The sequence below is a fragment of the Caenimonas sp. SL110 genome (assembly GCF_001044395.1).
In the GTDB taxonomy this organism is placed as follows: Bacteria; Pseudomonadota; Gammaproteobacteria; order Burkholderiales; family Burkholderiaceae_C; genus Ramlibacter.
Genome location: NZ_JANU01000022.1, coordinates 15877 through 40595, shown reverse-complemented (window position 1 = coordinate 40595; position 24719 = coordinate 15877). Strand labels below are relative to the sequence as shown.

General features: G+C 64.2%; 23 protein-coding genes. 14 read left to right on the top strand and 9 right to left on the bottom strand.

Annotation, left to right across the window (positions count from 1 at the left end; genetic code table 11):
* Position 1 precedes the first annotated feature (1 nt).
* The 11 genes from murD (at position 2) to AQ12_RS23160 (ending at position 10859) form a co-directional block, all read left to right on the top strand.
* Positions 2-1510, top strand: a complete 1509-nt coding sequence (gene murD / locus AQ12_RS12315; RefSeq protein ID WP_048440217.1) for a UDP-N-acetylmuramoyl-L-alanine--D-glutamate ligase — start codon at positions 2-4, stop codon at positions 1508-1510.
* Entirely contained in the window at positions 1507-2733 is a 1227-nt protein-coding gene (gene ftsW / locus AQ12_RS12310; RefSeq protein WP_082151563.1) for a putative lipid II flippase FtsW, read from the top strand. Before murD ends, ftsW begins: the two co-directional genes overlap by 4 nt.
* Positions 2730-3797, top strand: coding sequence for an undecaprenyldiphospho-muramoylpentapeptide beta-N-acetylglucosaminyltransferase (murG, locus tag AQ12_RS12305; protein WP_048440216.1), 1068 nt, complete (start codon positions 2730-2732; stop codon positions 3795-3797). Before ftsW ends, murG begins: the two co-directional genes overlap by 4 nt.
* Positions 3794-5206, top strand: a complete 1413-nt coding sequence (murC, locus tag AQ12_RS12300; RefSeq protein ID WP_048440215.1) for a UDP-N-acetylmuramate--L-alanine ligase — start codon at positions 3794-3796, stop codon at positions 5204-5206. Before murG ends, murC begins: the two co-directional genes overlap by 4 nt.
* Positions 5203-6189, top strand: coding sequence for a D-alanine--D-alanine ligase (locus AQ12_RS12295; protein WP_048440214.1), 987 nt, complete (start codon positions 5203-5205; stop codon positions 6187-6189). The genes murC and AQ12_RS12295 overlap by 4 nt, the downstream gene beginning before the upstream one ends.
* Positions 6186-6968 (top strand): cell division protein FtsQ/DivIB, encoded by a 783-nt coding sequence (locus AQ12_RS12290; protein WP_152682777.1) that lies wholly within the window; start codon positions 6186-6188, stop codon positions 6966-6968. Before AQ12_RS12295 ends, AQ12_RS12290 begins: the two co-directional genes overlap by 4 nt.
* Before the next feature lie 11 nt (positions 6969-6979).
* On the top strand, positions 6980-8209 hold the full coding sequence (gene ftsA / locus AQ12_RS12285; protein WP_048440213.1) for a cell division protein FtsA: 1230 nt from the start codon (positions 6980-6982) through the stop codon (positions 8207-8209).
* Complete coding sequence (locus tag AQ12_RS22795) at positions 8196-8378, top strand: hypothetical protein (RefSeq protein ID WP_152682776.1); 183 nt, start codon at positions 8196-8198, stop codon at positions 8376-8378. The genes ftsA and AQ12_RS22795 overlap by 14 nt, the downstream gene beginning before the upstream one ends.
* Entirely contained in the window at positions 8375-9616 is a 1242-nt protein-coding gene (gene ftsZ / locus AQ12_RS12280) for a cell division protein FtsZ (protein ID WP_048440212.1), read from the top strand. The genes AQ12_RS22795 and ftsZ overlap by 4 nt, the downstream gene beginning before the upstream one ends.
* 141 nt (positions 9617-9757) lie before the next feature.
* On the top strand, positions 9758-10678 hold the full coding sequence (lpxC, locus tag AQ12_RS12275) for a UDP-3-O-acyl-N-acetylglucosamine deacetylase (protein ID WP_048440211.1): 921 nt from the start codon (positions 9758-9760) through the stop codon (positions 10676-10678).
* 4 nt (positions 10679-10682) lie between these two features.
* Complete coding sequence (locus AQ12_RS23160; protein WP_193387976.1) at positions 10683-10859, top strand: hypothetical protein; 177 nt, start codon at positions 10683-10685, stop codon at positions 10857-10859.
* A 21-nt stretch (positions 10860-10880) separates the two neighbouring features.
* On the opposite strand, the gene AQ12_RS12270 is transcribed toward AQ12_RS23160, so the two are convergent.
* The 9 genes from AQ12_RS12270 to AQ12_RS12230 all read right to left on the bottom strand — a co-directional run bounded on the left by AQ12_RS12270 (position 10881) and on the right by AQ12_RS12230 (position 20545).
* Positions 10881-12716: a glycosyl hydrolase family 8 gene (locus tag AQ12_RS12270; RefSeq protein WP_152682775.1), complete on the bottom strand. Its 1836-nt coding sequence runs from the start codon at positions 12714-12716 to the stop codon at positions 10881-10883.
* A 339-nt stretch (positions 12717-13055) separates the two neighbouring features.
* Positions 13056-13604 (bottom strand): crossover junction endodeoxyribonuclease RuvC, encoded by a 549-nt coding sequence (gene ruvC / locus AQ12_RS12265; RefSeq protein ID WP_048440238.1) that lies wholly within the window; start codon positions 13602-13604, stop codon positions 13056-13058.
* A gap of 25 nt (positions 13605-13629) precedes the next feature.
* Positions 13630-14616: a phosphatidate cytidylyltransferase gene (locus AQ12_RS12260; protein ID WP_048440209.1), complete on the bottom strand. Its 987-nt coding sequence runs from the start codon at positions 14614-14616 to the stop codon at positions 13630-13632.
* The gene (locus tag AQ12_RS12255; RefSeq protein ID WP_048440208.1) at positions 14616-15227 is read right to left on the bottom strand and encodes a 1-acyl-sn-glycerol-3-phosphate acyltransferase; all 612 of its coding nucleotides are present in this window, start codon (positions 15225-15227) and stop codon (positions 14616-14618) included. Before AQ12_RS12255 ends, AQ12_RS12260 begins: the two co-directional genes overlap by 1 nt.
* A 44-nt stretch (positions 15228-15271) precedes the next feature.
* Positions 15272-16033, bottom strand: coding sequence for a transglycosylase domain-containing protein (locus AQ12_RS12250; RefSeq protein WP_048440207.1), 762 nt, complete (start codon positions 16031-16033; stop codon positions 15272-15274).
* Between the two features lie 7 nt (positions 16034-16040).
* Positions 16041-16871, bottom strand: a complete 831-nt coding sequence (aroE, locus tag AQ12_RS12245) for a shikimate dehydrogenase (protein WP_048440206.1) — start codon at positions 16869-16871, stop codon at positions 16041-16043.
* Positions 16872-16889: 18 nt separating this feature from the next.
* Entirely contained in the window at positions 16890-17738 is an 849-nt protein-coding gene (locus AQ12_RS12240) for an energy transducer TonB (protein ID WP_048440237.1), read from the bottom strand.
* 56 nt (positions 17739-17794) lie between these two features.
* Positions 17795-19849 (bottom strand): ribonuclease catalytic domain-containing protein, encoded by a 2055-nt coding sequence (locus tag AQ12_RS12235; protein WP_048440205.1) that lies wholly within the window; start codon positions 19847-19849, stop codon positions 17795-17797.
* 111 nt (positions 19850-19960) lie between these two features.
* On the bottom strand, positions 19961-20545 hold the full coding sequence (locus tag AQ12_RS12230) for a YqiA/YcfP family alpha/beta fold hydrolase (protein ID WP_048440204.1): 585 nt from the start codon (positions 20543-20545) through the stop codon (positions 19961-19963).
* A 19-nt stretch (positions 20546-20564) separates the two neighbouring features.
* On the opposite strand from AQ12_RS12230, the gene rodA reads away from it, so the two are divergent.
* From rodA to AQ12_RS22135, 3 genes are read left to right on the top strand one after another with little or no spacing between them, the layout of a single operon-like run.
* Positions 20565-21719, top strand: a complete 1155-nt coding sequence (gene rodA / locus AQ12_RS12225) for a rod shape-determining protein RodA (protein WP_048440203.1) — start codon at positions 20565-20567, stop codon at positions 21717-21719.
* Positions 21720-21735: 16 nt separating this feature from the next.
* Entirely contained in the window at positions 21736-22608 is an 873-nt protein-coding gene (locus AQ12_RS12220; protein WP_048440202.1) for an NAD(P)-dependent oxidoreductase, read from the top strand.
* An 8-nt stretch (positions 22609-22616) separates the two neighbouring features.
* A complete protein-coding gene (locus AQ12_RS22135) occupies positions 22617-24665 on the top strand; it encodes a protein kinase (RefSeq protein WP_053076701.1) in 2049 nt (682 codons plus the stop codon).
* The last annotated feature ends 54 nt before the right edge of the window (positions 24666-24719 follow it).

The window sequence follows — 24719 nt, the reverse complement described above, 5'->3', positions numbered from 1 at the left end:
GATGCTTCAAGAACAGCACGTCCTCGTCCTTGGCCTTGGCCTTTCCGGCCTTGCCATGGCGCGGTGGTGCGCGCGCAAGGGCGCGAGGGTCACGGTCGCCGATACCCGCGAAGCGCCGCCGCAACTGGAACTGCTGCGCGAACAGGTGCCTGCGGCGACGTTCATTGGCGGAGCTTTGGATGCCGCCTTGCTCGATGGTGGTGTAAGCCTTGTGGTGTGCAGCCCGGGTCTTGCTCCCGAACAACTCGCGCCAGTCGTCGCGCCCGCGCGTGAACGCGGCATTGCGGTCGGCGGTGAGCTGAGCCTGTTCGCAGCCGCCCTGGCCGAATTGAAACAGCAGCAGGCCTACGAGCCCAGCGTGCTCGCGATCACCGGCACCAACGGCAAGACGACGGTGACTGCGCTCACGGGTCAACTGGTCGAGCGGGCAGGGCGCCAGACGGCGATTGCCGGCAACATCGGCCCGACCCTGCTGGACACGCTGACTGAAAAGCTGGACGCGCAGGCGCTGCCACAGGTCTGGGTCATCGAGCTGTCGAGCTTCCAGCTGGAGAACGCAGGCGACTTCGAGCCGACCGCAGCCGCCGTCCTCAACGTCACGCAGGATCACCTCGACTGGCACGGCACCATCCAGGCCTATGCAGCGGCCAAGCAGCGCGTGTTCGGCAAGACAGGGCTGATGGTCCTCAATCGCGAAGACCCGCTCGTGATGCAGATGCTGCCTGCGGCCGTCCGCCTCAAGGGAGGCAAGATGGAGCAGCGCGACTATCTGACTTTTGGTGGCGACATGCCGCAACGCGCAGGCGACTTCGGCATTGAAGTGATCAACGGCATGGCATGGCTGGTTCGCGCGCTGGAAGCCGACGAGACCCGTCGCAAGCGCGGCGAAGAAGCAGAAGAAATTCACATCCAGCGCCTGATGCCTGCTGATGCACTGCGCATCCGGGGCCGTCACAACGCTGTCAATGCGTTGTCCGCCCTGGCGCTCGCCTCGGCTGCAGGCTGCCCACTCGGCCCGATGCTGTACGGCCTGCGCGAATACCGCGGCGAGCCGCATCGCGTGGAGTCCATCGGCATCCTCAACGAAGTCGAATACTTCGACGACAGCAAGGGCACGAACGTCGGCGCGACGGTTGCCGCCTTGCAGGGCCTGGGCGCCGATCGCAAGCTGGTTGTGATCCTGGGCGGGGATGGCAAGGGGCAGGACTTCTCGCCGCTCGCTGCGCCGGTCTCGCGCCACGTTCGCGCTGCCGTGCTGATTGGCCGCGACGCGCCGCTGATCCGCGCCGTGCTGGAGCCCGAGAGCGTTCGCATGGTTGAAGCGCAGTCCATGGAAGATGCGGTTGCCAAGGCAGCGGAAATCGCAGTGCCCGGCGACGCGGTACTGATGTCACCGGCATGCGCCAGCTTCGACATGTTCCGCAACTATCCGCACCGCGCCGAAGTGTTCCGCGCGGCCGTGCGCGCCCTGGCCGATGCGGCGGGTGTTGAGATGGAGGTGGCGGCATGAGCTTCTCTGCTGTCATCGCTGGCTTGAATCCCTTTGGTCAACGCCAGGGCCGGGTCGATAGCGACCTGCGCACCGCCGCACCCGCCCGCATCCAGCAATTCGACCAGGCCCTCGTCTGGGTCACCGTCGCGCTGCTCGCGTTCGGCCTGATCATGGTCTATTCGGCCTCGGTCGCATTGCCGGACAACCCGAAGTTCGCGCGCTATTCGCACTCGCACTTCCTCACGCGTCACGCGCTGTTCGTCGTCATTTCCTTCATTGCCGCCGTGCTCGCTTTCCAGGTGCCGGTCGCGACCTGGGAGAAGGTCGCGCCCTGGCTCTTCATCGCATCGCTGATGCTGCTCATCGTGGTGCTCATTCCGCACATCGGCAAGGGCGTCAACGGCGCGCGCCGCTGGATCGGGTTCGGCTTCATGAGTTTCCAGCCATCAGAGCTGGCGAAGTTCGCGGTGTTGCTCTACGCCGCCGACTACATGGTGCGCAAGATGGAAGTGAAGGAGCGGTTCTTTCGCGCCGTGCTGCCGATGGCCGCCGCGGTTGCCATCGTCGGCATGCTGCTGCTGGCCGAGCCGGACATGGGCGCTTTCATGGTGATCGCCGTGATCGCGATGGGCATCCTGTTCCTGGGTGGCGTGAATGCGCGCATGTTCTTTCTGATTGCCGCCGTCATCACCTTTGCCTTCATGCTGATGATTGCGCTGTCCGACTGGCGGCGCGAGCGCATCTTTGCGTACCTCGATCCGTGGAGCGAGAAGCATGCGCTGGGCAAGGGCTACCAGCTGTCGCACTCGCTGATTGCCATCGGTCGCGGCGAAGTGTTCGGCGTCGGGCTGGGCGGCAGCGTCGAGAAGCTGCACTGGCTGCCCGAAGCCCACACCGACTTCCTGCTTGCCGTGATCGGTGAAGAGTTCGGCCTGGTGGGCGTGGTGGTGGTGATCGCGGCCTTCCTGTGGATGACGCGCCGCATCATGCACATCGGCCGTCAGTCGATCGCGCTCGACCGCGTGTTCGCGGGCCTGGTCGCGCAGGGCGTGGGCATCTGGATCGGGTTCCAGGCTTTCATCAACATGGGCGTGAATCTGGGCGCGTTGCCGACCAAGGGCCTGACCCTGCCGCTCATGAGTTACGGCGGCTCGGCGATCCTGATGAACCTCATTGCGATTGCGGTGGTGCTTCGCATCGACTACGAGAACAAGGTGATGATGCGTGGAGGGCGGCGATGAGCAACATGAAGTGCGCGCTCGTCATGGCCGGGGGCACCGGCGGCCATATCTTCCCGGGTCTCGCAGTGGCTGAAGCATTGCGCGATCAATCATGGCGGGTGCATTGGGTTGGCGGTCCGGACAGCATGGAAAGCCAGCTCGTGCCGCCACGCGGATTCGCGTTCGAGACGATTGCGTTTTCGGGCGTGCGCGGCAAGGGGCTCAAGACGCTGGTGTTCCTGCCGCTGCGCTTGCTCAAGGCTTTCTGGCAGAGCATCCAGGTGGTGCGCCGGGTCAAGCCCGATGTCGTGATCGGCCTGGGCGGCTACATCACGTTTCCGGCGGGCCTGATGAGTGTGCTGCTGGGCAAGCCGCTCGTGCTGCACGAACAGAATTCGGTCGCCGGCATGGCCAATCGAATCCTCGCAGGCGTCGCCGACCGCGTGTTCACTGCATTTCCGAACGTGATGAAGAAGGCCGCGTGGGTCGGCAATCCGCTGCGCGCAGGTTTTCTTGAGCAGCCCGGTCCACAGGAGCGCATGGCGCACCGCACGGGTCCGCTTCGGCTGCTGGTGGTCGGTGGCAGCCTGGGTGCAAAGGCGCTCAACGACGTCGTGCCCAAGGCGATTGCACTGATCCCCGCCGGGCAGCGCCCCACGGTGGTTCACCAAAGCGGCGCCAGGCAGATCGACGAGCTGCGGGCCAACTATGCAGCCGCGGGTGTCGATGCCGAACTCACCCCGTTCATCGACGACACGGCACGCGCTTTCGCAGACGCGGACCTCATCGTCTGCCGTGCGGGCGCGAGTACCGTGACCGAGATCGCAGCCGTCGGCGCAGCAGCGGTCTATGTGCCGTTCCCGTTCGCGGTCGATGACCACCAGACCACGAACGCGAAGTTCCTGGTCGACGCAGGCGGCGGCTGGCTGGTGCAGCAAAGCGAACTGACGGCGCAGGCACTGGCCGACCTGATTCAAGCAACAACACGCGGCGAGCTGATCGACAAGGCACTCGCCGCACAACGCATGCGCAAGACAAGCGCCACGCAAGACGTGGTGCGAGCCTGCGAGGAGCTGGCCAAATGAAGCACGCGATCAAGCACATTCACTTCGTGGGCATCGGTGGTGCGGGCATGTCGGGCATTGCCGAAGTGCTGCGCAACCAGGGTTACCTGATCTCCGGTTCTGACCTGGCCGACAGCGCCGCGCTGCGCAGGCTCAATTCGCTGGGCATCCGCACCTACACCGGTCATGCGGCCAGTCATGTGCTGGGCGCAGACGCGGTCGTCACATCCACGGCCGTGAAGGCTGACAACCCCGAGGTGCTCGCAGCGCGCAAGCGCAAGATTCCTATCGTGCCGCGCGCGATGATGCTGGCCGAACTGATGCGCCTGAAGCAGGGCATCGCGATTGCCGGCACGCACGGCAAGACCACCACGACCAGCCTGGTCGCGAGCATCCTGGCCGAAGGTGGCCTCGATCCGACCTTCGTGATCGGCGGACGCCTCAACAGCGCAGGCGCCAATGCCAAGCTGGGCGGGGGCGACTACATCGTGGTGGAAGCCGACGAGTCGGACGCGTCGTTCCTGAACCTGTTTCCGGTGATGGCGGTGGTGACCAACATCGATGAAGACCACATGGAAACCTATGGGCACGACTTCAACAAGCTGAAGTCGGCGTTCCTCGAATTCTTGCACCGCATGCCGTTCTATGGCACCGCGATCCTGTGCGTGGACGATCCGGCGGTGCGCGAAATCGCATCGCAGGTGCAGTGTCCGGTGACGAGTTATGGCGTGAGCGAGGACGCGCAGGTTCGCGCCGTCGACATTCGCGCCGTGGGCACGCAGATGCATTTCACCGTGCATCGCCGCAACGGCGTCACGCTGCCCGACCTGCATGTCGAGCTGAACCTGGTCGGCCATCACAACGTACTCAATGCGCTGTCCGCGATTGCGGTCGCGGTCGAACTCAACGTGCCCGATGAAGCCGTGCTCAAGGCGCTGTCCGAATTCAAGGGCGTGGGCCGCCGCTTCCAGGGCTATGGCGACCTGCCAGTGAAGGCAGAAAACGGCGGTGGCAAGTTCTCGCTGTTCGAGGACTACGGCCATCACCCGGTTGAAGTCGCCGCCACGCTCGCAGCGGCACGCGGCGCGTTCCCGGGTCGGCGGCTGGTGCTGGCTTTCCAGCCGCATCGCTATACCCGCACGCGTGATTGCTTCGAGGATTTCGTGAAGGTGCTGGGGCAGGCCGACCTGGTGCTGCTGTCCGAGGTCTATTCCGCGGGCGAGTCGCCCATCGTGGCCGCCGACGGCCGCTCGCTCGCACGCGCCGTGCGTGTGTCGGGCAAGGTCGAGCCGATCTTCGTTGACGACATCGCCGCGATGGCCGGCACGATCATGGACACCGCCCGCGATGGCGATGTCGTGCTGTGCATGGGCGCCGGCTCGATTGGCGGCGTGCCGGCGAAACTGGTGGAGATGGGAGGGACATCATGACCTCGACCAAGACCAATGATTTCGGCAAGGTCGCGGTCCTCATGGGCGGGCACTCCGCCGAGCGTGAGGTGTCCCTCATGTCGGGCAGCGGCGTTCTCAAGGCGCTGCAGTCCAAGGGCGTCGACGCGCATGCGTTCGACCCAGCAGAGCGCGACATCTCCGAGCTCAAGCGCAAGGGCTTCAAGCGCTGCTTCATTGCATTGCATGGCCGCTTCGGTGAAGACGGCACGGTGCAGGGCGCACTCGAACTGCTGGGCATTCCCTACACCGGCTCGGGCGTGATGGCGTCCAGCATTTCCATCGACAAGGTGATGACCAAGCGGGTGTGGCTCGCCGAGGGCCTGCCGACACCGAGGTACCAGCTGCTGCGCAAGGACGCCTACACCCGCGAGATCGTGCGCGCCGTGCCCGATGACCTCGGCTTGCCGTTGATCGTCAAGCCTGCGCGTGAAGGCTCGTCCATCGGCGTTGCGAAGGTCAATGGGTATTCGGAGATGGCAGCGGCGGTCGATGCGGCAGCCGCACTCGATTCGGACGTGCTGTGCGAGCAGTTCATCAGCGGCGACGAAGTGACCTGCCCCGTGCTGGGCACCGGCGACAGCGCGGTCGCACTGCCGGTCATTCGCATCGTTGCCCCTGAAGGCAACTACGACTACCAGAACAAGTATTTCACCGACGACACCAAGTACCTGGTGCCCTGCGGCCTGCCCGAAGGCGAAGAGCAGGCGATCCAGGAGATCGTGCTGCGCGCGTACCGCGTGCTGAACTGCCGCGGCTGGGGCCGGATCGACGTGATGATCGACGGTGCCACGCGCAAGCCCTACCTGCTGGAGATCAACACATCGCCGGGCATGACCGGGCACTCGCTGGTGCCTATGTCGGCGCGCGCCTCGGGCATCAGCTACGAGGACCTGTGCGTGCAGTTGCTGGCGTCCGCTGCGCTGGACCAGCAGCAGACCGCGCGTGATGGAGGCAAGAAGTGACTGCCGACCTGCCGCAACCTTTTGACGTCAAGCTGATGAACGCGACCGCGACGGCGCTGTTCACGGTGATGGGCGTCATGCTGGTCGCGGCGCTGGCCTGGTGGGCCGTGCGGCATCCGCTCTTTGCGATCTCGGGTATCTCGGTGCAAGGCGAGGTTGCGCACAACAGCGCGGTGACGCTTCGCGCCAACGTTGCGCCGCGCCTGGCGGGCAATTTCTTCACCGTCGATCTGATCAAGGCGCGTGAAGCGTTTGAAGCTGTGCCCTGGGTGCGGCAGGCCACGGTGCGCCGCGAATTTCCGAACCGCCTGCGCGTCTTGCTGCAAGAGCATCGCGCCGCCGCGTTCTGGGGCGCAGAGACCGAGTCGCGCATGGTCAACAACTTTGGTGAAGTGTTCGACGCCAACGTCGGCGATGTCGACCAGGAAGAACTGCCGCGCCTGTCGGGCCCCGACGACCAGGCAGGCCAGGTGCTGGCGATGTACTACGCGATCAAGCCGATTTTCGAGCCGCTGGATCTGGCGGTGGAGCGTCTGGCGCTCACGCCCCGTGGCAGCTGGCAGGTTGCGCTCGATACGGGTGCTGTCATCGAGCTGGGACGTGGAACGACACAGGAAGTGACTGCGCGCACACAGCAATTCGCGCAGACGTTGACGCAGGTCACCTCACGTTACGGGCGCAGACCCGATGCACTGGTGTCTGCTGACCTGCGGCACGGCGATGGCTATGCGGTGAAGTTGAGGGGCGTCGTCACCACCAGTGCCGACGTCAAAAAGTAGGACGGAAGAATATGGCAAAAGAATACAAGGACCTGGTCGTAGGACTGGACATCGGAACCGCCAAGGTGATGGCGGTGGTGGCCGAGATCCTGCCCACTGGTGAGTTGAAGCTCGCCGGGTTCGGTATCGCCGCTTCCAATGGACTCAAGCGCGGCGTGGTGGTGAACATCGACGCCACAGTGCAGAGCATCCAGCAGGCGCTGAAAGAAGCGGAGCTGATGGCCGACTGCAAGATCACGCGGGTGTACACCGGCATCACCGGCGCGCACATTCGCGGCATCAACTCCAGCGGCATGGTGGCCGTGAAGGACAAGGAAGTCACTGCCGCCGATGTGGCGCGTGTGGTCGAGACGGCACGCGCCATCAACATTTCGACCGACCAGCGCCTCTTGCTGGTGGAGCCGCAGGAGTTCGTCATCGACGGCCAGGATGTGAAGGAGCCGATCGGCATGAGCGGCATCCGCCTGGAGGCCAAGGTGCACATCGTGACCGGCGCGCAGAGCGCCGCCGAGAACATCATCAAGTGCGTGCGCCGCTGCGGCCTGGAGGTCGATCACCTGTTGCTCAACCCGCTGGCTTCCAGCGCGGCCGTGCTGACTGAAGACGAGCGCGAGCTCGGTGTCGCGGTGGTGGACATCGGTGCAGGTACCACGGACGTGGCGATCTTCACCAACGGCGCGATTCGCCACACCGCCGTCATCCCGATTGCCGGCGACCTGATCACCAGCGACATCGCGATGGCGCTGCGCACGCCGACCAAGGACGCAGAGGACATCAAGGTCGAGAGCGGCTACGCCAAGCAATTGCTGGCCGACCCCGAGCAGCAGGTCGAAGTGCCGGGGCTGGGCGATCGCGGGCCGCGCATGTTGTCGCGCCAGGCACTGGCCGGCGTGATCGAGCCGCGCATCGAAGAGATTTTTTCGCTGGTGCAGCAGGTGATTCGCGATTCGGGCTACGAAGAAGTGCTGTCGTCGGGCATCGTGATCACTGGCGGCAGCGCGGTGATGCCCGGCATGCTCGAGCTCGGCGAGGACATCTTCCTCAAGCCGGTGCGGCGCGGCGTGCCCAAGTATCGCGGCTCGCTGTCGGACATGGTCGCGCAGGCACGCGCATCAACGGTGATGGGCCTGCTCGAAGAAGCACGCCTTGCACGCATTCGCGGCCTGAAGGTCGCACAGAAAAATGGTTCCATGAAGACGGCATTCGGCCGCTTCAAGGATTTCATCGTTGGGAATTTCTGATGAACTGCACAACCCATTTCATCAGACCTATCAGTGCGGCAGGGCCGCCGAAACCCTGGAGAAAGGAGCGATGTCGGTGCAACGACGCACCGCACAAAGTTTCATGAAGTCCCAAACAAACAGCTTTTCAAAATTGGCAACTGCAGGATTCGAAGGAGATACACCATGAGCATCGAAATGATTGAAGTCGAAGAGTTCCACGCTGGCACGCAGATCAAGGTGATCGGCGTCGGTGGTGGCGGTGGCAACGCGGTCGAGCACATGATCGGCCGCTCGGTGCAGGGCGTGGAATTCATCTGCGCGAACACCGATGCGCAGGCGCTCGCGCGCAGCGCGGCGCACAAGACGATACAGCTGGGCGTCTCGGGCCTGGGCGCGGGCAGCAAGCCCGAGAAGGGCCGCGACGCGGCCGAGACGGCCGTGCAGGAAATCCGCTCGGCCATCGACGGCGCGCACATGCTGTTCATCACGGCCGGCATGGGTGGCGGCACCGGCACGGGGGCAGCGCCTGTGATTGCCCGCATCGCCAAGGAAATGGGCATCCTGACGGTGGGCGTGGTCACCAAGCCGTTCGACTGGGAAGGCGGGCGCCGCATGACCAACGCCGACAACGGCCTGGCCGAGCTCGAAGCCAATGTCGATTCGCTGATCGTGGTGCTCAACGAGAAGCTGCTCGAAGTGCTGGGCGATGACATCACCCAGGACGAGGCCTTTGCGCACGCCAATGACGTGCTCAAGAACGCCGTGGGCGGTATCGCCGAAATCATCAACGAGTACGGCAACGTCAACGTCGACTTCGAAGACGTCCGCACGGTGATGGGTGAGCCGGGCAAGGCGATGATGGGTACGGCCGTGGCCGACGGTCCGGACCGCGCGCGCATCGCAGCCGAGCAAGCCGTGGCATGCCCGCTGCTGGAAGGCATCGACCTGTCGGGTGCCAAGGGCGTGCTGGTGCTGGTCACCGCAGCCAAGGGCAGCCTGAAGCTGTCGGAGTCCAAGCTCGCGATGAACACGATCCGTGCCTACGCTTCGCCAGACGCTCACGTCATCTACGGCGCCGCCTACGACGACCAGCTCGGCGACGAGATGCGTGTCACGGTGGTGGCAACGGGTTTGTCGCGTAACGGCCAGCGCCGCGCTGCGCCTCCGCTGCAGGTTCTGCGCACCGGCACCGACAACGTGCCGTTCAACGTGCCCACGGTGAACAACGCGATCTCCGGCCCCGGCGCGATCGTGACGCGCGAGCAACTCGGCACGCCTTCCAGCCTGCCGGGTTACAGCGACATGGACGTGCCCAGCGTCTGGCGCAATGGCCGCACGAATGCATCGGTGAAGGTCGCTGCGCTGTCCAACAGCGGTGTGGACGAGTTCGATATCCCTGCGTTCCTGCGCCGCCAGGCCGACTGATCGGCCAGAGGCCGACGAAAGAATCAAGACGAGGTGTTCTCCATGGGAGTTCGGGGTGGGCTGGTGCAAGCGGCCCACCCCCTTTTCTTGGTTCACCCCAATAACGCGGGGCTAACGGTCACGGTCTAAAATTGCCTGCCTATGATCCAGCAGCGCACGCTCAAGTCACTCACCAGGGCCGTGGGCGTGGGGCTGCACAGCGGGCAGCGCGTCGAGCTCACATTCCGTCCTGCCCAGCCCGATACGGGCATCGTGTTCCGGAGGGTGGACCTGCCCGATCCGGTTGATATCCCGATCAGTGCCGAGTCGGTGACCGACACGCGCATGGCTTCCACCATCTCGCGCGGTGGCGCCAAGGTGCAGACCGTCGAGCATCTGATGTCGGCCTGTGCGGGCCTGGGCCTGGACAATCTCTACGTCGATATCACGGCCGAAGAAGTGCCCATCCTGGATGGCTCATCGGCGTCGTTTGTCTTCCTGCTGCAAAGCGCGGGCATCGAATTGCAGAAGGCGCCCAAGCGCTTCATGCGTGTGACCCGGCCGGTTGAAGTGCGCCTGGGCGAAGACGACAACCTCAAGTGGGCACGGCTGGATCCCTATCACGGCTACAAGCTGCGCTTTGAAATCGACTTCGCGCATCGCGTGGTCGATTCGACAGGGCAGTGCGTGGAGTTCGACCTGGGCACCGGGTCATATGCACGCGACATCGCGCGCGCCCGCACCTTCGGCTTCACCAAGGACCTGGAAACCATGCGCGCCAACGGCCTGGGCCTGGGCGGCGGCCTGGACAATGCCGTGGTGATGGACGACTACCGCGTGCTCAACAGCGATGGGCTTCGCTATGACGACGAGTTCGTCAAGCACAAGATCCTGGACGCCATGGGTGACCTGTACCTCATCGGTCATCCGCTGCTGGCGGCCTACAGCGCGTTCCGTTCGGGCCATGCCATGAACAACCTGCTGCTGCGCGAATTGCGCGCGCAAGGTGCCTACGAAATGGTCACCTTCGAAGACGAGAAGCAGGCACCCGTCGGCTTTGCCAGGCCTGCGCGGGCGTGGTAGCGCGATGATCATTGTTCGCTGGGTGGTGCTGCTGCTCCTGCTGGGCGCGGCTGTGTCGTTCGCTTTCTATGCCGGAACGGGGCAGGTGCGCTTCAAGGTGCTGGGGCTTCGCATCCTGCGCTGGACGCTTGCAGCCGCATTCCTGTTTTTCGCCGTGCTGATACTGGAGCGCATCGCGTGATGTGCATGGAGCGCATCACCTTCAGCCTTCCACCAGCGTGAAATTGTCGATCAGGCCCATCGCCACATTGGCGTTTTTCCAGACGTACACATAACCGCTGGTCATTCCTTGCGGAGCAGTGAACGTGAGGGTCACACCGGTTGAAGTGAGCGAGTTGACCAGCCTGGACTGGTCCAGCAGCACCGCGCCAACACTGTCCTTGAGCGTCACGCCAACAAAGATGCCTTCCGCCGCCGTATTGATGCAGGCCTGCGACGTGAGGGTGTACTGCTTGCCGGGCGTGAGCTTCAGGTAGATGTCCTGGGCGACCCCGCCAGCGGCGGTGCCGACCTGCAGCACGCCGGAGGCGACGGCCGAATTGCCCCAGTTGACCCAACCGGTCATGGCGCTTGCGAAGTCGCCGTTGACCAGCATGTTGCCGGCCGGCGCGGGTGCCGGTGCTGGAGCAGGCGCTGGTGCGGCCAGCGGCATGACCGCTCCGGCCGTGGACCACCAGTTGCCCGATGCCACCACCATGCTCAGCAACTGCAATTCGCTGTCGTAATAGCCCGTGGTCAGGTGCGTTGCGTTCCAGTTCCACATCGCGTCCAGGAAAGACTGGAAGCGCGCATCGACGCATGCGCCCGCGCAGATCGGGCCGTGGTATGCCGCGCTGTTGCCGCCGGTCAGCATGGTGCCGTTGAGGGCGTATCCGGTCCCGATCTTCAAGGGGTCGCCGCCGGAGCGCGACTTGAAAAAATCGACCATCCGGCCGGTCACCAGCGAAAACCGCGAGTCGCCTGAAAGCAGGAAGTCAGACGAATAGCGCCACGGATTGCGGCAGGCATTCCACCAGAAGTGGCCTTCCTTGTCATTGCCGTCGCCGATGTAGCCAGTAGATGGTGACGGCGTGGCGGTGTTCGTGTTGATCACGAAGTCGGGCATCAGGCCGACGCCCGCCGAGTAGACGGTCTGCATGCGGTCGATGAGCGAGTACGCCTTGGTGATGGCCAGGTCCCAGATCGCGTCGCCGGTCGCTGACTTGAATGCGCGGAAGTGGCCGATCATGTAATCGGAGGTGCGGTTGTTGTTTGCGTTCGGCAGGCCCCGTGTCGAGCCGTCTGCGTTCATGTTCCAGGACTTGATGGCCGCAATGGTGTTGCGCGCTTCCTGCAGATAGTTCCACTGGCCCGTGGTCGAGCCCCATTGCTTGTGAGCCATCAGCAGCGCCATGGCGATGTCGAGGTCGCCGTCCATCGCATTCCAGCCGTCGCCCGCGCTGGTGCCGTTGGCGTTGAGACGCCAATCGTGCAGGTACTTGCCGTTGGGATCGTATTGCGCAACCGCATAGGCAGGGCGCGCGCGCACTACTGCGAACAGGCCGTCCAGGAGCGCCCTTGCGTTCGGATCGTGGCCGGCAAACAGCACGGCCAGCAGCATGCCGTAGCCTGCGCCCTCGGATACAGCCATGTAGGTCGGGTCGGAAAACTTGACTGCGAGGCCTCCGGCGACGACCGATGCGGCCGATATGACGCGGGCGGCCTTCCAGGCGTCGTATTGTTTCGTGAGAACCGCATCCATTGCAGTGCTTGTCTGCGTGGGCTTGATGCCACCGACATAAGGGACCAGACGCGCGCCGAAGGGATAGGCCACGCCTGCCACGGCGGGTGCAGGTGCCGGGGCAGGTGCCGGGGCTGGCGCGGGAGCCGGTGCAGGCGCTGGCGCCGTCGGTTTTCTCTTTGCGGCCAGCGGTGAACCGAAGGAGCCCTGAGTCTCGGAGAGCGCCACCTGAGCTTCTTCGCCACCGCCGCCTCCACAGCCCGACAGGGCGAGGGCAGCTGAAGAAGTTCCGGAAAGAAGAAACAGACGTCTTTTCATGTAACTACAACCTGTGCGTTCAGTTGGCGAGGAGCCCGGGCTGGCTCTGCGGGAACGCGGACTGTAGTAGGAGGCGTCTGACAGGGATAGAGGTATTTGGCTGACTATGTAAGACCAGGAGCGTGCAATTTCCCTGTGAAGTTGAGACCTTTTGCACACCTGGAAATAACTGGATACGAGGTCGGCCCGGACCCAAGCTCATGCAATGGAATTAATCACAGGTTCACGCGTTTTTGGCTCGTGCGAGCCCCCGTCAGAGATTCACTTGTAACGGGCGTGCTTTTTACAGAAGTTACGACTGCTTACCGGAACCTCAGCTCAGCAATAGCGCGTTTGAAATCAGAGCGTGCGGCCACCGCGAAACATCGAGCTCGTGGTGCGTGTCACGGCAGTCGCCGCTGAAATGCGGCTCATCGATGCGCCCGCGTGTGCGTGCGTGATCGCAAGCCCCAGGGCATCGGCCGCGTCCTTGCCCGGAAGCCCCGGCAGCTTGAGCAGCCGCTTGACCATCTCCTGCACTTGCGCCTTGGCCGCCTTGCCGTGACCGGCCACTGCCTGCTTCATCTGGAGCGCGGTGTATTCGGCCACGTCGAGATTGCGTGACACCAGGGCCGTCAGGCAGGCGCCGCGGGCTTGCCCGAGCAGCAGGGTGGCCTGCGGGTTGACGTTCACGAACACGATCTCGACGGAAGCCACATCGGGCTGGTAGCGCGCCTGCACTTCGCCGATGCCATCGAACAAAACCTTCAGGCGCGCGGGCAGGTTGCCGCGATCAAGATGGGTGGTGGTGATGGTGCCGCTGGCGACGTAGGTCAGCGAATGCCCGGACACATCGACCACGCCAAACCCTGTGGTCTGGAGGCCGGGATCGATACCTAGGATTCGCATGGTGCGATTGTCGGTCAGGCGCCGCTCACGCACCAAAATACCAGCGCGCCGAATGAAAGAAGATCGGCGCGGCAAAGCACAGCGCATCGACGCGGTCGAGCAGGCCGTTGGCACCGGTGATCGACACATCGCGCTTGCCCCAGGCGGTTACGCCGCGATCGCGCTTGAGCGCCTTCATCACCAGGTGCCCCATCGAGCCTGCGACACAGGCGACAAACGCCATGGCGAGCGCCTGTATCGGCTCGAAGGGCGTGATGAACGAGAGCACAACGCCCACGAAGCTGCCCACCACCATGCCCACGCCCCAGCTGTACCAGTTGAAGCTTCGGCTCACCTGCGGCGCGCTGGGCGGGCGCTTGAGCTTGCGGGTGACCACATGCTGCATCAGCATGCAGGTTTGCACCACGAACACCAGGAAGAACACGAGGAATGCGCCCTTGCCCTGGTAGTCCTTGAAGTCGAGCAGAAGCAATGCGGGCACATGGCTCATGCCGTACACGCACACCATGATTCCCCATTGCAGCTTGGCGTTGCGCTCCAGGAACCGGTGGGTGTCACCCGCCAGCGCGCTCACCACCGGAATCGCCAGGAACACGTACACCGGAATGAACACGGTGAAGAGATCGAAATGCTCGGTGCCCACCAGCCAGAACTGCACCGGCAACACCACGAAGAACGCCAGGATCAGGCTGCGGTGGTCGCCGCGCCGGGTCGGTGAGAGCGTGATGAATTCGCGCAGTGCAAAAAACGCGATGAAGGCAAACAGGATCGTCGCCACCGTGTCGCCCAGCACCCACGCCATCCAGAACACCACCACCATGAACCACGAGGTGGCCAGCAGGCGGCGAAAGTTTTTCAGCTCGGCGTGCCACGCTTCGTCGTGCGCGGTCGCGCTCTTTTTGAAGGAGAGAAAGAACGCCGTGAGGCTCACGATGATGAGAATGCCAAAGACGATCAGGAACAGCGCGGTGATCTGCCGGGTCGGGGTGAGGCTGCGAAGGAACTCGTCCATCAGACCTCCCGCAGTGCCATGACGGCGTCGCGTGCCCGGTCGAGAAAGGGCCTGCGCTCTTCGCCTGCTTCGAGCCGTATCGGCGCGCCGAAGGTGACCGAGCAGAGGATGGGCACCGGCACGACCTCACCCTTGGGCATCACGCGCTGGATGTTGTCGATCCAGGCGGGCACCAGCACCACCTGGGGAAACTTCTGCGCGAGGTTGTACAGGCCCGCCTTGAAGGGCTGCGGCTCGTCGGCATGGCCGCGGGTTCCTTCAGGAAAGATGATGATGGAGTCGCCGCTTTCCAGCGCGTCGATCAGGGGTTCGAGCGGGTCCTGGTCACCGGTGCGCGCGCGGTCCACGTAGATCGCGTGAAAGACCGACGTGGTGATCCATTGGCGAAACGGGGTCTTGGTCCAGTAGTCCTTTGCAGCGATCGGACGCGTGATGCTGCGCAACTCTTCGGGCAAGGCGGCCCAGATCATCACCAGGTCGGCGTGGCTTTGGTGATTGGCGAAATAGATGCGCTGCTCGGCCTTGGGCGGGCATCCGTACCAGCGTGCCTGCGCCCCTGTGAGGACACGCACCAGCCCCAGCAAAAACAGGCTCATGAGCTTGGCAAGCATGCGGGTGATGATATGCCGTGCGGCAATGGACAGCTCAGGCCGGTTCAGGGCAGCTCGGCGCCACGCATGCGCGCCGCGATGGTCGAAGCGCGGCTGGCGAGATAGCCCGAGCCCGGTACCTTCTCGAAGTACTTGGGCCGCGGCAGCATCACGGCCAGCCGCGCGGCCTCATAGGCGGTGAGCTGCGAGGCGCTCTTGCGAAAGTAGTGGCGCGCTGCGGCTTCCGCGCCGAACACGCCTTCGCCCCATTCGACGCTGTTGAGATAGATCTCCAGGATGCGCTGCTTGGAAAGCATTTTCTCCAGCGCGAAGGTCAGCACGAATTCCTGGCCTTTGCGCAGGAGCGTGCGCTCGCCCGACAGCAGCAGGTTCTTGGCAAGCTGCTGCGTGATGGTGGAGCCGCCGACGATCTTGGGCGCACGTACGGGTTTTGCGGGTGCCTTGCTTGCATTGGGCGATGGGGCTGCCTTGGGTTTTTGCCGGGCCGCGCGCTCTTCGGCCTCGGCGTTGCGCTGCCATGCTTTTTCCAGCGCCTCCCAGTCGTAGCCGTCGTGGACGCTGAAGCTGTCGTCTTCGGACACGATCACTGCGCGCTTGAGGTTGTCGGAGATGCTCGCGTAGGGCACCCACTGGTGCGACCACGGCAGCCTGCCTTTGGTCGTGGTGATGCGCCACGCCTCGGACCGCATGAAGGCAGTCGATTGCGGGGCGACGGTAGCGGCCATCGCGATCCGCACGATGAAGAACAGCTCCAGCGCCAGCGCTGCGACAAGCACCAGCATGATCCAGCGCGCCAAGGATTTCATCGTGCGTTCATCCCAGCGCGGCCCTCAGTTCCTCCAGCACCTGCGCCGAAGGCGGCCGCACGCCGCGCCAGACCAGGAACGCTTCTGCCGCCTGCTCCACCAGCATCCCGAGACCGTCGCGCGGGGCAGCGCCATGCGCAGCGGCCCAGTCCATGAAGCCTTGCGCAGCAGGCCCGTACATCAGGTCGCAGGCCAGCGTGCCGCGCCGCAGCACGGCCGGCGAAACGGGCACTGCTTCGCCGCTCAGGCTGGTGGCGGTTGCATTGATGACGACATCGAAGTCGTCGGTCACCTGCAGGAGTTCGGGCGCCTGCAATTTCACGCGGTGCTGCTGCGCAAGCGATGCGTGCCGGTCGATCAGGTGCTGCGCCTTGGCCTGCGTGCGGTTGGCGACCGCGATGAGCCGCGGGCCGGCTTCGATCAACGGGCCCAGCACGCCCGCCGCAGCGCCACCCGCGCCGATCAGCAGCACATCGCGACCGGCCAGCCGGACGCCGGCATTGCGCGTGATGTCGTTGACCAGGCCCACACCATCGGTGTTGTCCGCAAAGACTTCGTCGCCGTCAAAGCGCAGCACATTGCATGCACCGGCCAGTTCGGCGCGTGGCGTGAGGCGGGTTGCGATCGGCGCGGCTTCGAACTTGAAGGGCACGGTGATGTTGCAGCCCTTGCCGCCTTCCGCGCGAAACGCGGCGATGCCGCGCGCGAATCCATCGAGCGCAATCAAGCGCTTGTCATAGTGCATGTCTTGCCCGGTGAGCTGCGCAAACCGTGCGTGAATCCACGGCGACTTGCTGTGCTCGACAGGGTTGCCCATGACGCAATAGAGATCTGACATAAACAGTAGGAGTGGCGGCTAGCGTGCCAGTTGTTGGGTTTCCAGCGTCTCGTCACGCGTGAACTTGAAACGCGACACCACGACGATCTGGTCGGCGCGGCGGCGCATTGCATCGCTGAAGCGGCCAAACGGTGCGGCGCTGAGCGCAATGGCCTTGGCGCGTCGGTCGAGCGTGGGGTTGCCCGAGCTTTGCACGATGTCGGTATCGACGACCCGGCCGTCGTAGTTGATGGTGACGACCATGGTCAGCTCGCCATAGAGCTTGCGACCCATGAGTTCGGGGAAGTTCTGCGTGCCCTTGTCCTCGATGCGCCGGCGCAGGCCGTCGTAGTAGATCGCGTACACCTCCTCGCGGGTCGAGGGGCTGATGTAGCGCTTCTTGGGACGCGCGTTTTCTTCGTTGATCCGCTTTTCGATCTCGGCCAGCAGCTTGATCAGCTGCCTGCGCTTTTCTTCGCGGGCGAGCGCTTCGGGGTTGTTGGTGGGCTGCTTGGGGTCGGGCGGGGGCAGGGCGGCCAGCATCTTCTTGACCTGTGCCAGCAGCAGCGTCTGCTGTTCCTGCATGGCGTCGATCTTGCGCTGTGCATCTTCGGCCGCGTCGCCCATCTCGGTGAGGGCCGATGGCGGCAGCGGCGACGTCGAGCGGCCCTTGTCTGCATCGCCGCCGCCTGCCAGCGACGTCTGCGCGATCGCCTTGGCGTTCTCCGGCTTTTCGTTGGTCTTGGCGTTGACCAGGATCACCTCCAGCGGTGTGTCCTGGAACACGCGGTTGAAACCTTCGGGGTCCACGATGCGCGCCGTGAGGATCACGACGTGAATGGCGACCGAGATGCCGATCGCAAGCTGGAGGGTACTGAACTGTCGCAGGTTCACAAATGCATCAACTGGCCGGGAACATCAGGCAGCGGGCGTGGTGCCAACCGTCACGCAGCCGGCACAGGCGCCGTCTGCGTTTCGCCAGTGTCGTTCACGTCAACCGCGATGGCAATCGGGCCTGCCACCGATTCTTCTTCGCTGTCGTCTTCTTCCGACGGCGCATCGTCGCCCGGTTGCGCGTCCAGGTGCTCCACCACGGTCCCGCCAATGTCCAGCGTGATCGGGTCGATTTCGCCGAGCTTGACGCGAACCCGCGCACCGCGCGGCAGGGCATTGGCACCCAGCACCGGCAGCACCAGCGGCAGGTCGTCGGCGCGGATCATGTTCTCGCGAAACAGGCTGCCGGTGATTTCGGTGATGCCTTGCTGCTGCAGATACTTCAGCGTCCAGAAACGCTCCATCCCGCCCTGGTGGCCGTTGTAGGCCATGTAGGCGGAGTCGAAGCTGGAGATGATCGAGAACAGCTCGGCGTCCTTGGGCTTGAACGGCGCGGCCAGCGCAGCGGTGCGGCCATGCCGTGCCGCGGCAATGATCTGCCACTGGTTCACCAGGTCGGTATAGCGGCGCAGGGGCGAGGTGCTCCACGCATAGCTCTTGACGCCGATGCCCGCGTGCGGCAACGCCCGTGTGCCCATGCGCACCTTGACGCCGGGCGCAAGGCTGGCCTGGCTGCGGTAGATGGCGGGAACACCCAGCTCGCCCAGCCAGCTGCCCCAGGTGCTGTTGGCCAGGATCATCGCTTCGGCCACGATCAGGTCCAGCGGCGCGCCGCGCTTGCGCAGCGTGATCAGCACCTGTTCATCACCGACGGGCTCAGCGCCGTCATTGCCGACGAGCCGGAAGTTGTAATCCGGACGGTTGAAGTTCTCGGGCTTGCCGCGCACGATTTCGCGCAGCGATTTCAGGTGCAGCGCGAGCCGGTGCAAAAAGGCCAGCGGTGGATGCAGCCCAGGCACCGGCAGGCGCGGGTCTTCGGGTGGCGCGGGGTCTTGCAGCCATTCTTCGGTGACGACTGCGTCGAGCTGGTCATGGCGCAGGTTGGCGACGATGGGCACGCGCTCCAGCTTTGTCTGTGACTCCCTGAGCTCCAGCGTTGCTTCGTCGAACGTCGCGTAGAGCGAGACGGCGGGGCAGTCGCGGCCTTCCTGGAGCGTGTAGGCGGTCACCACGTCATCGGGGAGCATGGTGATCTTGTAGCCGGGCATGTACACCGTGGACAGGCGCTGCCTCGCGACCACGTCGAGAGGCGATGCCGGTTGAAGCGCCAGCCCGGGCGCGGCGATGTGGATACCGATCGTGACGGTTCCTGTGCCCAGGCCTTGCACCGACAGCGCATCGTCGATTTCCGTCGTGCTGGAGTCATCGATGGAGAACGCCTTGACCGGGGCGATCGGCAATTCGTCCTGGATCAACGGTGCCTGCAAAGCCGGGAAGCCCGTGCCCTTGGGGAAGTTCTCGAACAGGAAGCGCTTCCAGTGGAACTGGTAGGGCGACGCGATGGCGCCTGCGCGTTGCAGCAGGTCCAGCGGTGCGGTTTGCGTGGCGCGCGAGGCGTCGACCACGGCCTTGTATTCAGGTGCGTTCTTGTCGGGCTTGAACAGGATCTTGAACAGCTGCTCGCGAATCGGCTCCGGGCAGGTGCCCGCAGCCAGCTCGCCGGCCCATGCTTCGATCTGCGCCTGCACCTGCTTTTTCTTTTCGATGGCGGCCAGGGCCTGCTGCAGGATTTCAGCCGGGGCCTTGCGAAAGCGACCTTTGCCCGCGCGCCGGAAGTAATGCGGCGCTTCGAACAGGCGAAACAGCATCGCGGCCTGTTCTTCGAGTGTCGCCTTCTCGCTGAAATAGTCGCGTGCCAGCTCGGCAAAGCCGAACTCGTCTTCCGGTGCGAATTCCCAGGTCATCTCCAGCTCGATGCCGGCGGCCAATGCCTGCGCCTGGCGGATGAGCTCAGCCGGGGCGGGCTTTTCGAACTTCATCAGCATGTTGGCGGCCTTGACCTTCACCCGCTTGCCGCTGTCGAGTTCGACCTGCGCGGACGAATCGGCCTCGGAAAGGATCCTGCCGGCCTGAAATTTGCCGGCTTCTTCAAACAATACAAACATGGGGCGAATTGTCCCATGCAGGGCCCGCAGCGGTCGCCGCGCCTGATCAGGGATGGATTGCGGATCGAGTCCGCAATGACGGTTGCAATGACAGCTGCAATGACAGTCAGACTACCGAAGTCCCAAAAACCCGAACACCTCGTCGATATGGTCCGCAAAATCGGAGATCGCGTGGTCGCTGCCTTCCAGCAGGCGGATGCGCGAGCCGGGGTAGCGGGCGGTCATCTCGCGCCAGTCGAGCAGTTCGTCGCCCTTGGCGATGACCGCCAGCACCTTGGACGGATCGGGCGAGCCCGACAATTCCAGTTCACGCAATTCATCGACATAGCGCGGCTCGAAGACAAAGTGCTCATTGGGGTCGTGCCAGGACGTCTGGTCACCCACGTGAGCGGCAAGGTCGCGCGCCGGGTGAACCGCAGGATTGAGAACGACTGCGTGGCAGTTCATCTGCGCCGCCACGCAGGTCGCGTAGAAGCCGCCCAGCGATGAGCCCATCACTGCCATCGACTCGCGCGGCCAATTGGCAACGCCGTCCCTGAGCAGCTGCATGGCCGCAGCGGGCGAGGGCGGCAGCTGGGGGCACCACCAGGTCACATGGGGGTTTGCCTCATGCATACGCGATGCCACCATGCGGGCCTTGGTGGACAGGGGCGAGGACCGAAATCCGTGCAGATAGAGCAGGTGGGTTGTGTTCATGCGCAGGGATAATCGTGCCATGTCTGCCGTTTTCGACAATCCATCCCGCCTGAACCGCCTGTCGCCGATGCTGCACGGGTTCGACATTCCGCTGGCTCTCGCGGTGATCCTGCTGGCCGCAGCCGGCATGATCACGATGTACTCATCCGGGTTCGATCACGGCACGCGCTTTGTCGATCACGGCCGCAACATGGTCCTGGCCGGCGTCATCATGTTCATCGTCGCCCAGGTGCCGCCGCAGCGGCTGCAGAGCTTCGCGGTGCCGCTCTACATGGCCGGTGTGGCGCTGCTGATTGCGGTGGCCATCTTCGGCATCACCAAGAAGGGCGCGCGGCGCTGGATCAATATCGGCATCGTCATCCAGCCCAGCGAGATCCTGAAGATCGCCATGCCGCTCATGCTGGCCTGGTGGTTCCAGAAACGCGAAGGGCAGCTGCGGCCGCTGGACTTCCTGGTGGCGGGTGCCCTGCTGGTCGTGCCCGTGGGTCTCATCATGAAGCAGCCCGACCTGGGCACATCGATCCTGGTGCTGGTCGCCGGGTTTTCGGTGATCTTTTTTGCCGGGTTGTCCTGGAAGCTGATCCTGCCGCCGGTGCTGGTGGGTGTCACCCTGGCAGTTCTTCTGGTGATGTTCGAGCCCATGCTGTGTGCCGAGGGATACCGGTGGCCGATCCTGCACGACTACCAGCAGCAACGCATCTGCACCTTGCTCGACCCCGGCAAAGACCCGCTGGGCAAGGGCTTTCACATCATCCAGGGCATGATCGCCATCGGCTCGGGCGGCATGCTCGGCAAGGGTTTCATGCAGGGAACGCAGACGCACCTCGAATTCATCCCCGAGCGCACGACCGACTTTATCTTTGCCGCTTACTCCGAGGAATTCGGGCTCGTCGGCAACCTGTTCCTGATCGCGGGTTTCATCTTCCTGGTGCTGCGCGGCCTGGCGATTGCGCTGGAGGCCTCCACCGTGTTTTCGCGGCTGCTGGCTGGTGCGATCACCATGATCTTTTTCACCTACGCCTTCGTCAACATGGGCATGGTGAGCGGCATCCTGCCGGTGGTGGGCGTGCCCCTGCCCTTCATCAGTTATGGCGGCACCGCGATGGTGACGCTGGGGGCAGGCCTGGGCATTCTGATGTCCATCGCCAAGGCCAAGCGGCTGGTGCAATCCTAGGAAAGCGCAAGGTGTCATGAAAACAGTCGCGATCGTCGGTGTGGGCAACATGGGCGGCGCGATGGCGCAGCGACTGCTCCAATTGCAATGGCCGGTGCGGGTGTGCGATCTCGACGGGGACAAGGTGGCCGCGTTGCGGGCGTTGGGTGCAGTCGCATGCAGCAGCGCGCAGCAGGCGGCCACTGGCTGCGACCTGCTGATCGTCTGCGTGGTCGATGCGGCCCAGACGCAGGATGTGCTGTTCGGTGCGAAGGGCGCCGCCGCAGTGATGCAACCAGGCCAGGCCGTGATGCTCTGCCCCACGATTTCTCCCCATGATGCAGAGCGCCTCGCGCAACGCCTCGTCGAGCGCAACATTGGCGCCATCGATGCACCGATGTCCGGCGGTCCGGCCCGCGCTCGCGACGGCACGATGAGCCTGATGGTCGCCTGCAACGACGCCACTTTCGAAGCCCAGCGCGATGTGATCGAAGCCTTGTCCGGCAAGGTGTTCCGTATCAGCGAAAAGCCCGGCGACGGCGCCCGCACCAAGCTGGTGAACAACCTGCTCGCCGGCATCAATCTGGCGGGCGCAGCCGAAGTCATGGCGATGGCGCAACGCATGGGTCTTTCGCTGGACAAGACGCTGGACGTGATCGAGCAATCGAGCGGCCAGAGCTGGATCGGCTCGGATCGCATGCGCCGCGCGATTGCGGGTGATTACGAGCCGCGCGCGCACGTGAGCCTGCTGCAAAAGGACACACGCCTGGCGGTCGAGGCGGCAGCCGAGGCTGGCTTTGACGGACCCCTGGGGACGGTTGCACGCGATGCGTTCGAACGCGCCGCCCGCGCCGGCTTTTCCGGGCTGGACGACGCCGCCTTGTTCAAGGTTTTCACGCAGATGCGGTAAAAAGCGCGATGGCCACAGTCCTCATCGTCGAAGACGACGACGCGATCCGAAACAACATCATCCGGCTGCTCAAGCTGGAAGGCTACGAGATCGTGTCCGCCGAGAACGGTCGGCTGGGGCTGGAGCAGGCCCTGCGGCACCGGCCCGACCTCGTGATTTCGGATGTGAGCATGCCCGAGATGGATGGCTTCGAGCTGCTCGAAGCCATACGCGCCGACCGGTTTCTTGCGCAGACCTCGGTCATGCTGCTCACCGCGCTCGACGACCGCGCGAGCATGCGGCGCGGCATGACCGCTGGCGCCGACGACTACCTGGCCAAGCCGTTCACGCGCATCGAACTGCTCGATGCGCTGCAGGGCCTGATGAAGAAGAAAGAGCGGATCGAGGAAAGCATTGAAGCCGCTGTCAAGGCGCGCGAAGCGCATCTTCGGCAGGCTTTCTCTGACAGCCTGGGCGGGCGCGTGGTGCCTGACAAGTTCGGACTGGAGGCGCCGCTCGGTGCCATTCCCGACACGATGTTCGAAGCCACGGTGCTGTTTTCCGACATCCGCAATTTCACCTCGCTGGCCGAGCGCCTGAGTTCCAGCGAAGTGGCCGAGCTGCTGACGCAATACTTCGAGCGTGTGTGCGATCCGGTGCTCAAGAACGGCGGCAAGCATCTCAAGTTCATCGGCGATGGATTGATGGCGATCTTTGCGCAATCGCTCTCGCAGGACTCGCCGCTTTCGGCCGCGCGCCGGGGCGTTTCGGCAGCGCTGGGCATGGTGCTTGCCACCCATGAATTTCGCGCGTGGATCGACACCCGGTTTCCGGGCCGGGGCCTGCCGCCGTTTGCGATCGGCATTGGCCTGCACGCGGGCGAAGTGACGATCTGCCGGCTCGGCACGATACAGAACAAGGAAACAACCCCCATCGGCGACACGGTGAATGTGGCGGCCCGGCTGGAGGCGTCGAGCAAGGAACTCGGCTGGACCGTGGTCGCCAGCAATGCCGTCATGGAGGCGGCCGGTGACGGCATTCAGACCGGAGGAATGACATCGCTCAACGTGCGGGGCAAGGACCTCTATATCGACGTGGCCGAGATCACCGGGCTTGTGACCAACATCGAAGACAAGCGTCACGGCATGGCGACTCTGACCGAGCGCGCCGAGGCTGTCCGCGATGCCGTGCGCATCAATTCGGAGATCACGGCGCGCGCGGTGAAGGGCGCGCTGAACTCAAAGCTGTCGGCATTCAAGGGCCACCAGTTCACCCAGGAAGAAGAGCCGCTGCGGCTCAAGGGCTACCGTATCACCCGCAAGATCGGTGCGGGCGGCATGACCGAGGTGTTTCTGGCCGTGCGCGAGAGCGACGGCCTGCCGGTGGTGCTCAAGGTGCTGCAGGCCAATGGCAAGGCTGCGAGCGAGCATTTGTCGCGTTTCATCCAGGAGTACACGCTGCTGTCGCGCATCGAGCATCCGCATGTGATCCGCATCTACGACCAGGGTTTCACCGACGACCATGCGTATATCGCGATGGAGTATTTCGAGCAGGGCGATCTGCGCTCGGAAATCACCGCAGGCATGCCGCAGGAGCGGGTCGTGGCGATCATTTCGCAGGTCGCGAGCGCGCTCGATGCGATCCACCGGCTCGATGTGATCCACAGGGACCTCAAGCCGGAGAACATCATGCGCAGGCCCGACGGCACGGTGGCGCTGGCTGATTTCGGCATTGCCAAATCGATGCTGCAGTCGGAGAACATGGCGTTCACCCAGACGCGGCACGGCGATGTGGTCGGCACGCCGTATTACCTCAGCCCCGAGCAGGCCTGCGGCACGCCGATCACGCCGCAGTCGGACCTCTACAGCCTGGGCGTGATGATGTTCGAGATGCTGGCCGGCACCAGGCCCTATCGCGCCGAAACGCTGGAATTGCTGCTCGCCAACCATGTCTCGGCGCCGACCCCGCCGCTTCCCGCCGCCAATGCCGGTCTGCAACCGGTGGTGAACCGGCTGATGGCAAAGAAGCTGGAAGATCGCTACTCGACAGCGGCGGCGGTGCTGGCGGACCTGCGGTAGAGCTGCAGCAACCTGCGGCTGACAGGGTCGGGCGCACCCGCCTAGAATGGCCCG

Coding starts and splice junctions, on each gene's coding strand:
- AQ12_RS22135 (WP_053076701.1), top strand. CDS start 22,617: ATGGCCACAGTCCTCATCGTCGAAGACGACGACGCGATCCGAAACAAC.
- AQ12_RS12250 (WP_048440207.1), bottom strand. CDS start 16,033: ATGAAATCCTTGGCGCGCTGGATCATGCTGGTGCTTGTCGCAGCGCTG.
- AQ12_RS12260 (WP_048440209.1), bottom strand. CDS start 14,616: ATGGACGAGTTCCTTCGCAGCCTCACCCCGACCCGGCAGATCACCGCG.
- AQ12_RS12295 (WP_048440214.1), top strand. CDS start 5,203: ATGACCTCGACCAAGACCAATGATTTCGGCAAGGTCGCGGTCCTCATG.
- ftsA (WP_048440213.1), top strand. CDS start 6,980: ATGGCAAAAGAATACAAGGACCTGGTCGTAGGACTGGACATCGGAACC.
- AQ12_RS12255 (WP_048440208.1), bottom strand. CDS start 15,227: ATGCTTGCCAAGCTCATGAGCCTGTTTTTGCTGGGGCTGGTGCGTGTC.
- AQ12_RS12220 (WP_048440202.1), top strand. CDS start 21,736: ATGAAAACAGTCGCGATCGTCGGTGTGGGCAACATGGGCGGCGCGATG.
- murC (WP_048440215.1), top strand. CDS start 3,794: ATGAAGCACGCGATCAAGCACATTCACTTCGTGGGCATCGGTGGTGCG.
- lpxC (WP_048440211.1), top strand. CDS start 9,758: ATGATCCAGCAGCGCACGCTCAAGTCACTCACCAGGGCCGTGGGCGTG.
- murD (WP_048440217.1), top strand. CDS start 2: ATGCTTCAAGAACAGCACGTCCTCGTCCTTGGCCTTGGCCTTTCCGGC.
- ftsZ (WP_048440212.1), top strand. CDS start 8,375: ATGAGCATCGAAATGATTGAAGTCGAAGAGTTCCACGCTGGCACGCAG.
- AQ12_RS12230 (WP_048440204.1), bottom strand. CDS start 20,545: ATGAACACAACCCACCTGCTCTATCTGCACGGATTTCGGTCCTCGCCC.
- AQ12_RS12235 (WP_048440205.1), bottom strand. CDS start 19,849: ATGTTTGTATTGTTTGAAGAAGCCGGCAAATTTCAGGCCGGCAGGATC.
- AQ12_RS23160 (WP_193387976.1), top strand. CDS start 10,683: ATGATCATTGTTCGCTGGGTGGTGCTGCTGCTCCTGCTGGGCGCGGCT.
- aroE (WP_048440206.1), bottom strand. CDS start 16,871: ATGTCAGATCTCTATTGCGTCATGGGCAACCCTGTCGAGCACAGCAAG.
- AQ12_RS12270 (WP_152682775.1), bottom strand. CDS start 12,716: ATGAAAAGACGTCTGTTTCTTCTTTCCGGAACTTCTTCAGCTGCCCTC.
- ftsW (WP_082151563.1), top strand. CDS start 1,507: ATGAGCTTCTCTGCTGTCATCGCTGGCTTGAATCCCTTTGGTCAACGC.
- rodA (WP_048440203.1), top strand. CDS start 20,565: ATGTCTGCCGTTTTCGACAATCCATCCCGCCTGAACCGCCTGTCGCCG.
- ruvC (WP_048440238.1), bottom strand. CDS start 13,604: ATGCGAATCCTAGGTATCGATCCCGGCCTCCAGACCACAGGGTTTGGC.
- murG (WP_048440216.1), top strand. CDS start 2,730: ATGAGCAACATGAAGTGCGCGCTCGTCATGGCCGGGGGCACCGGCGGC.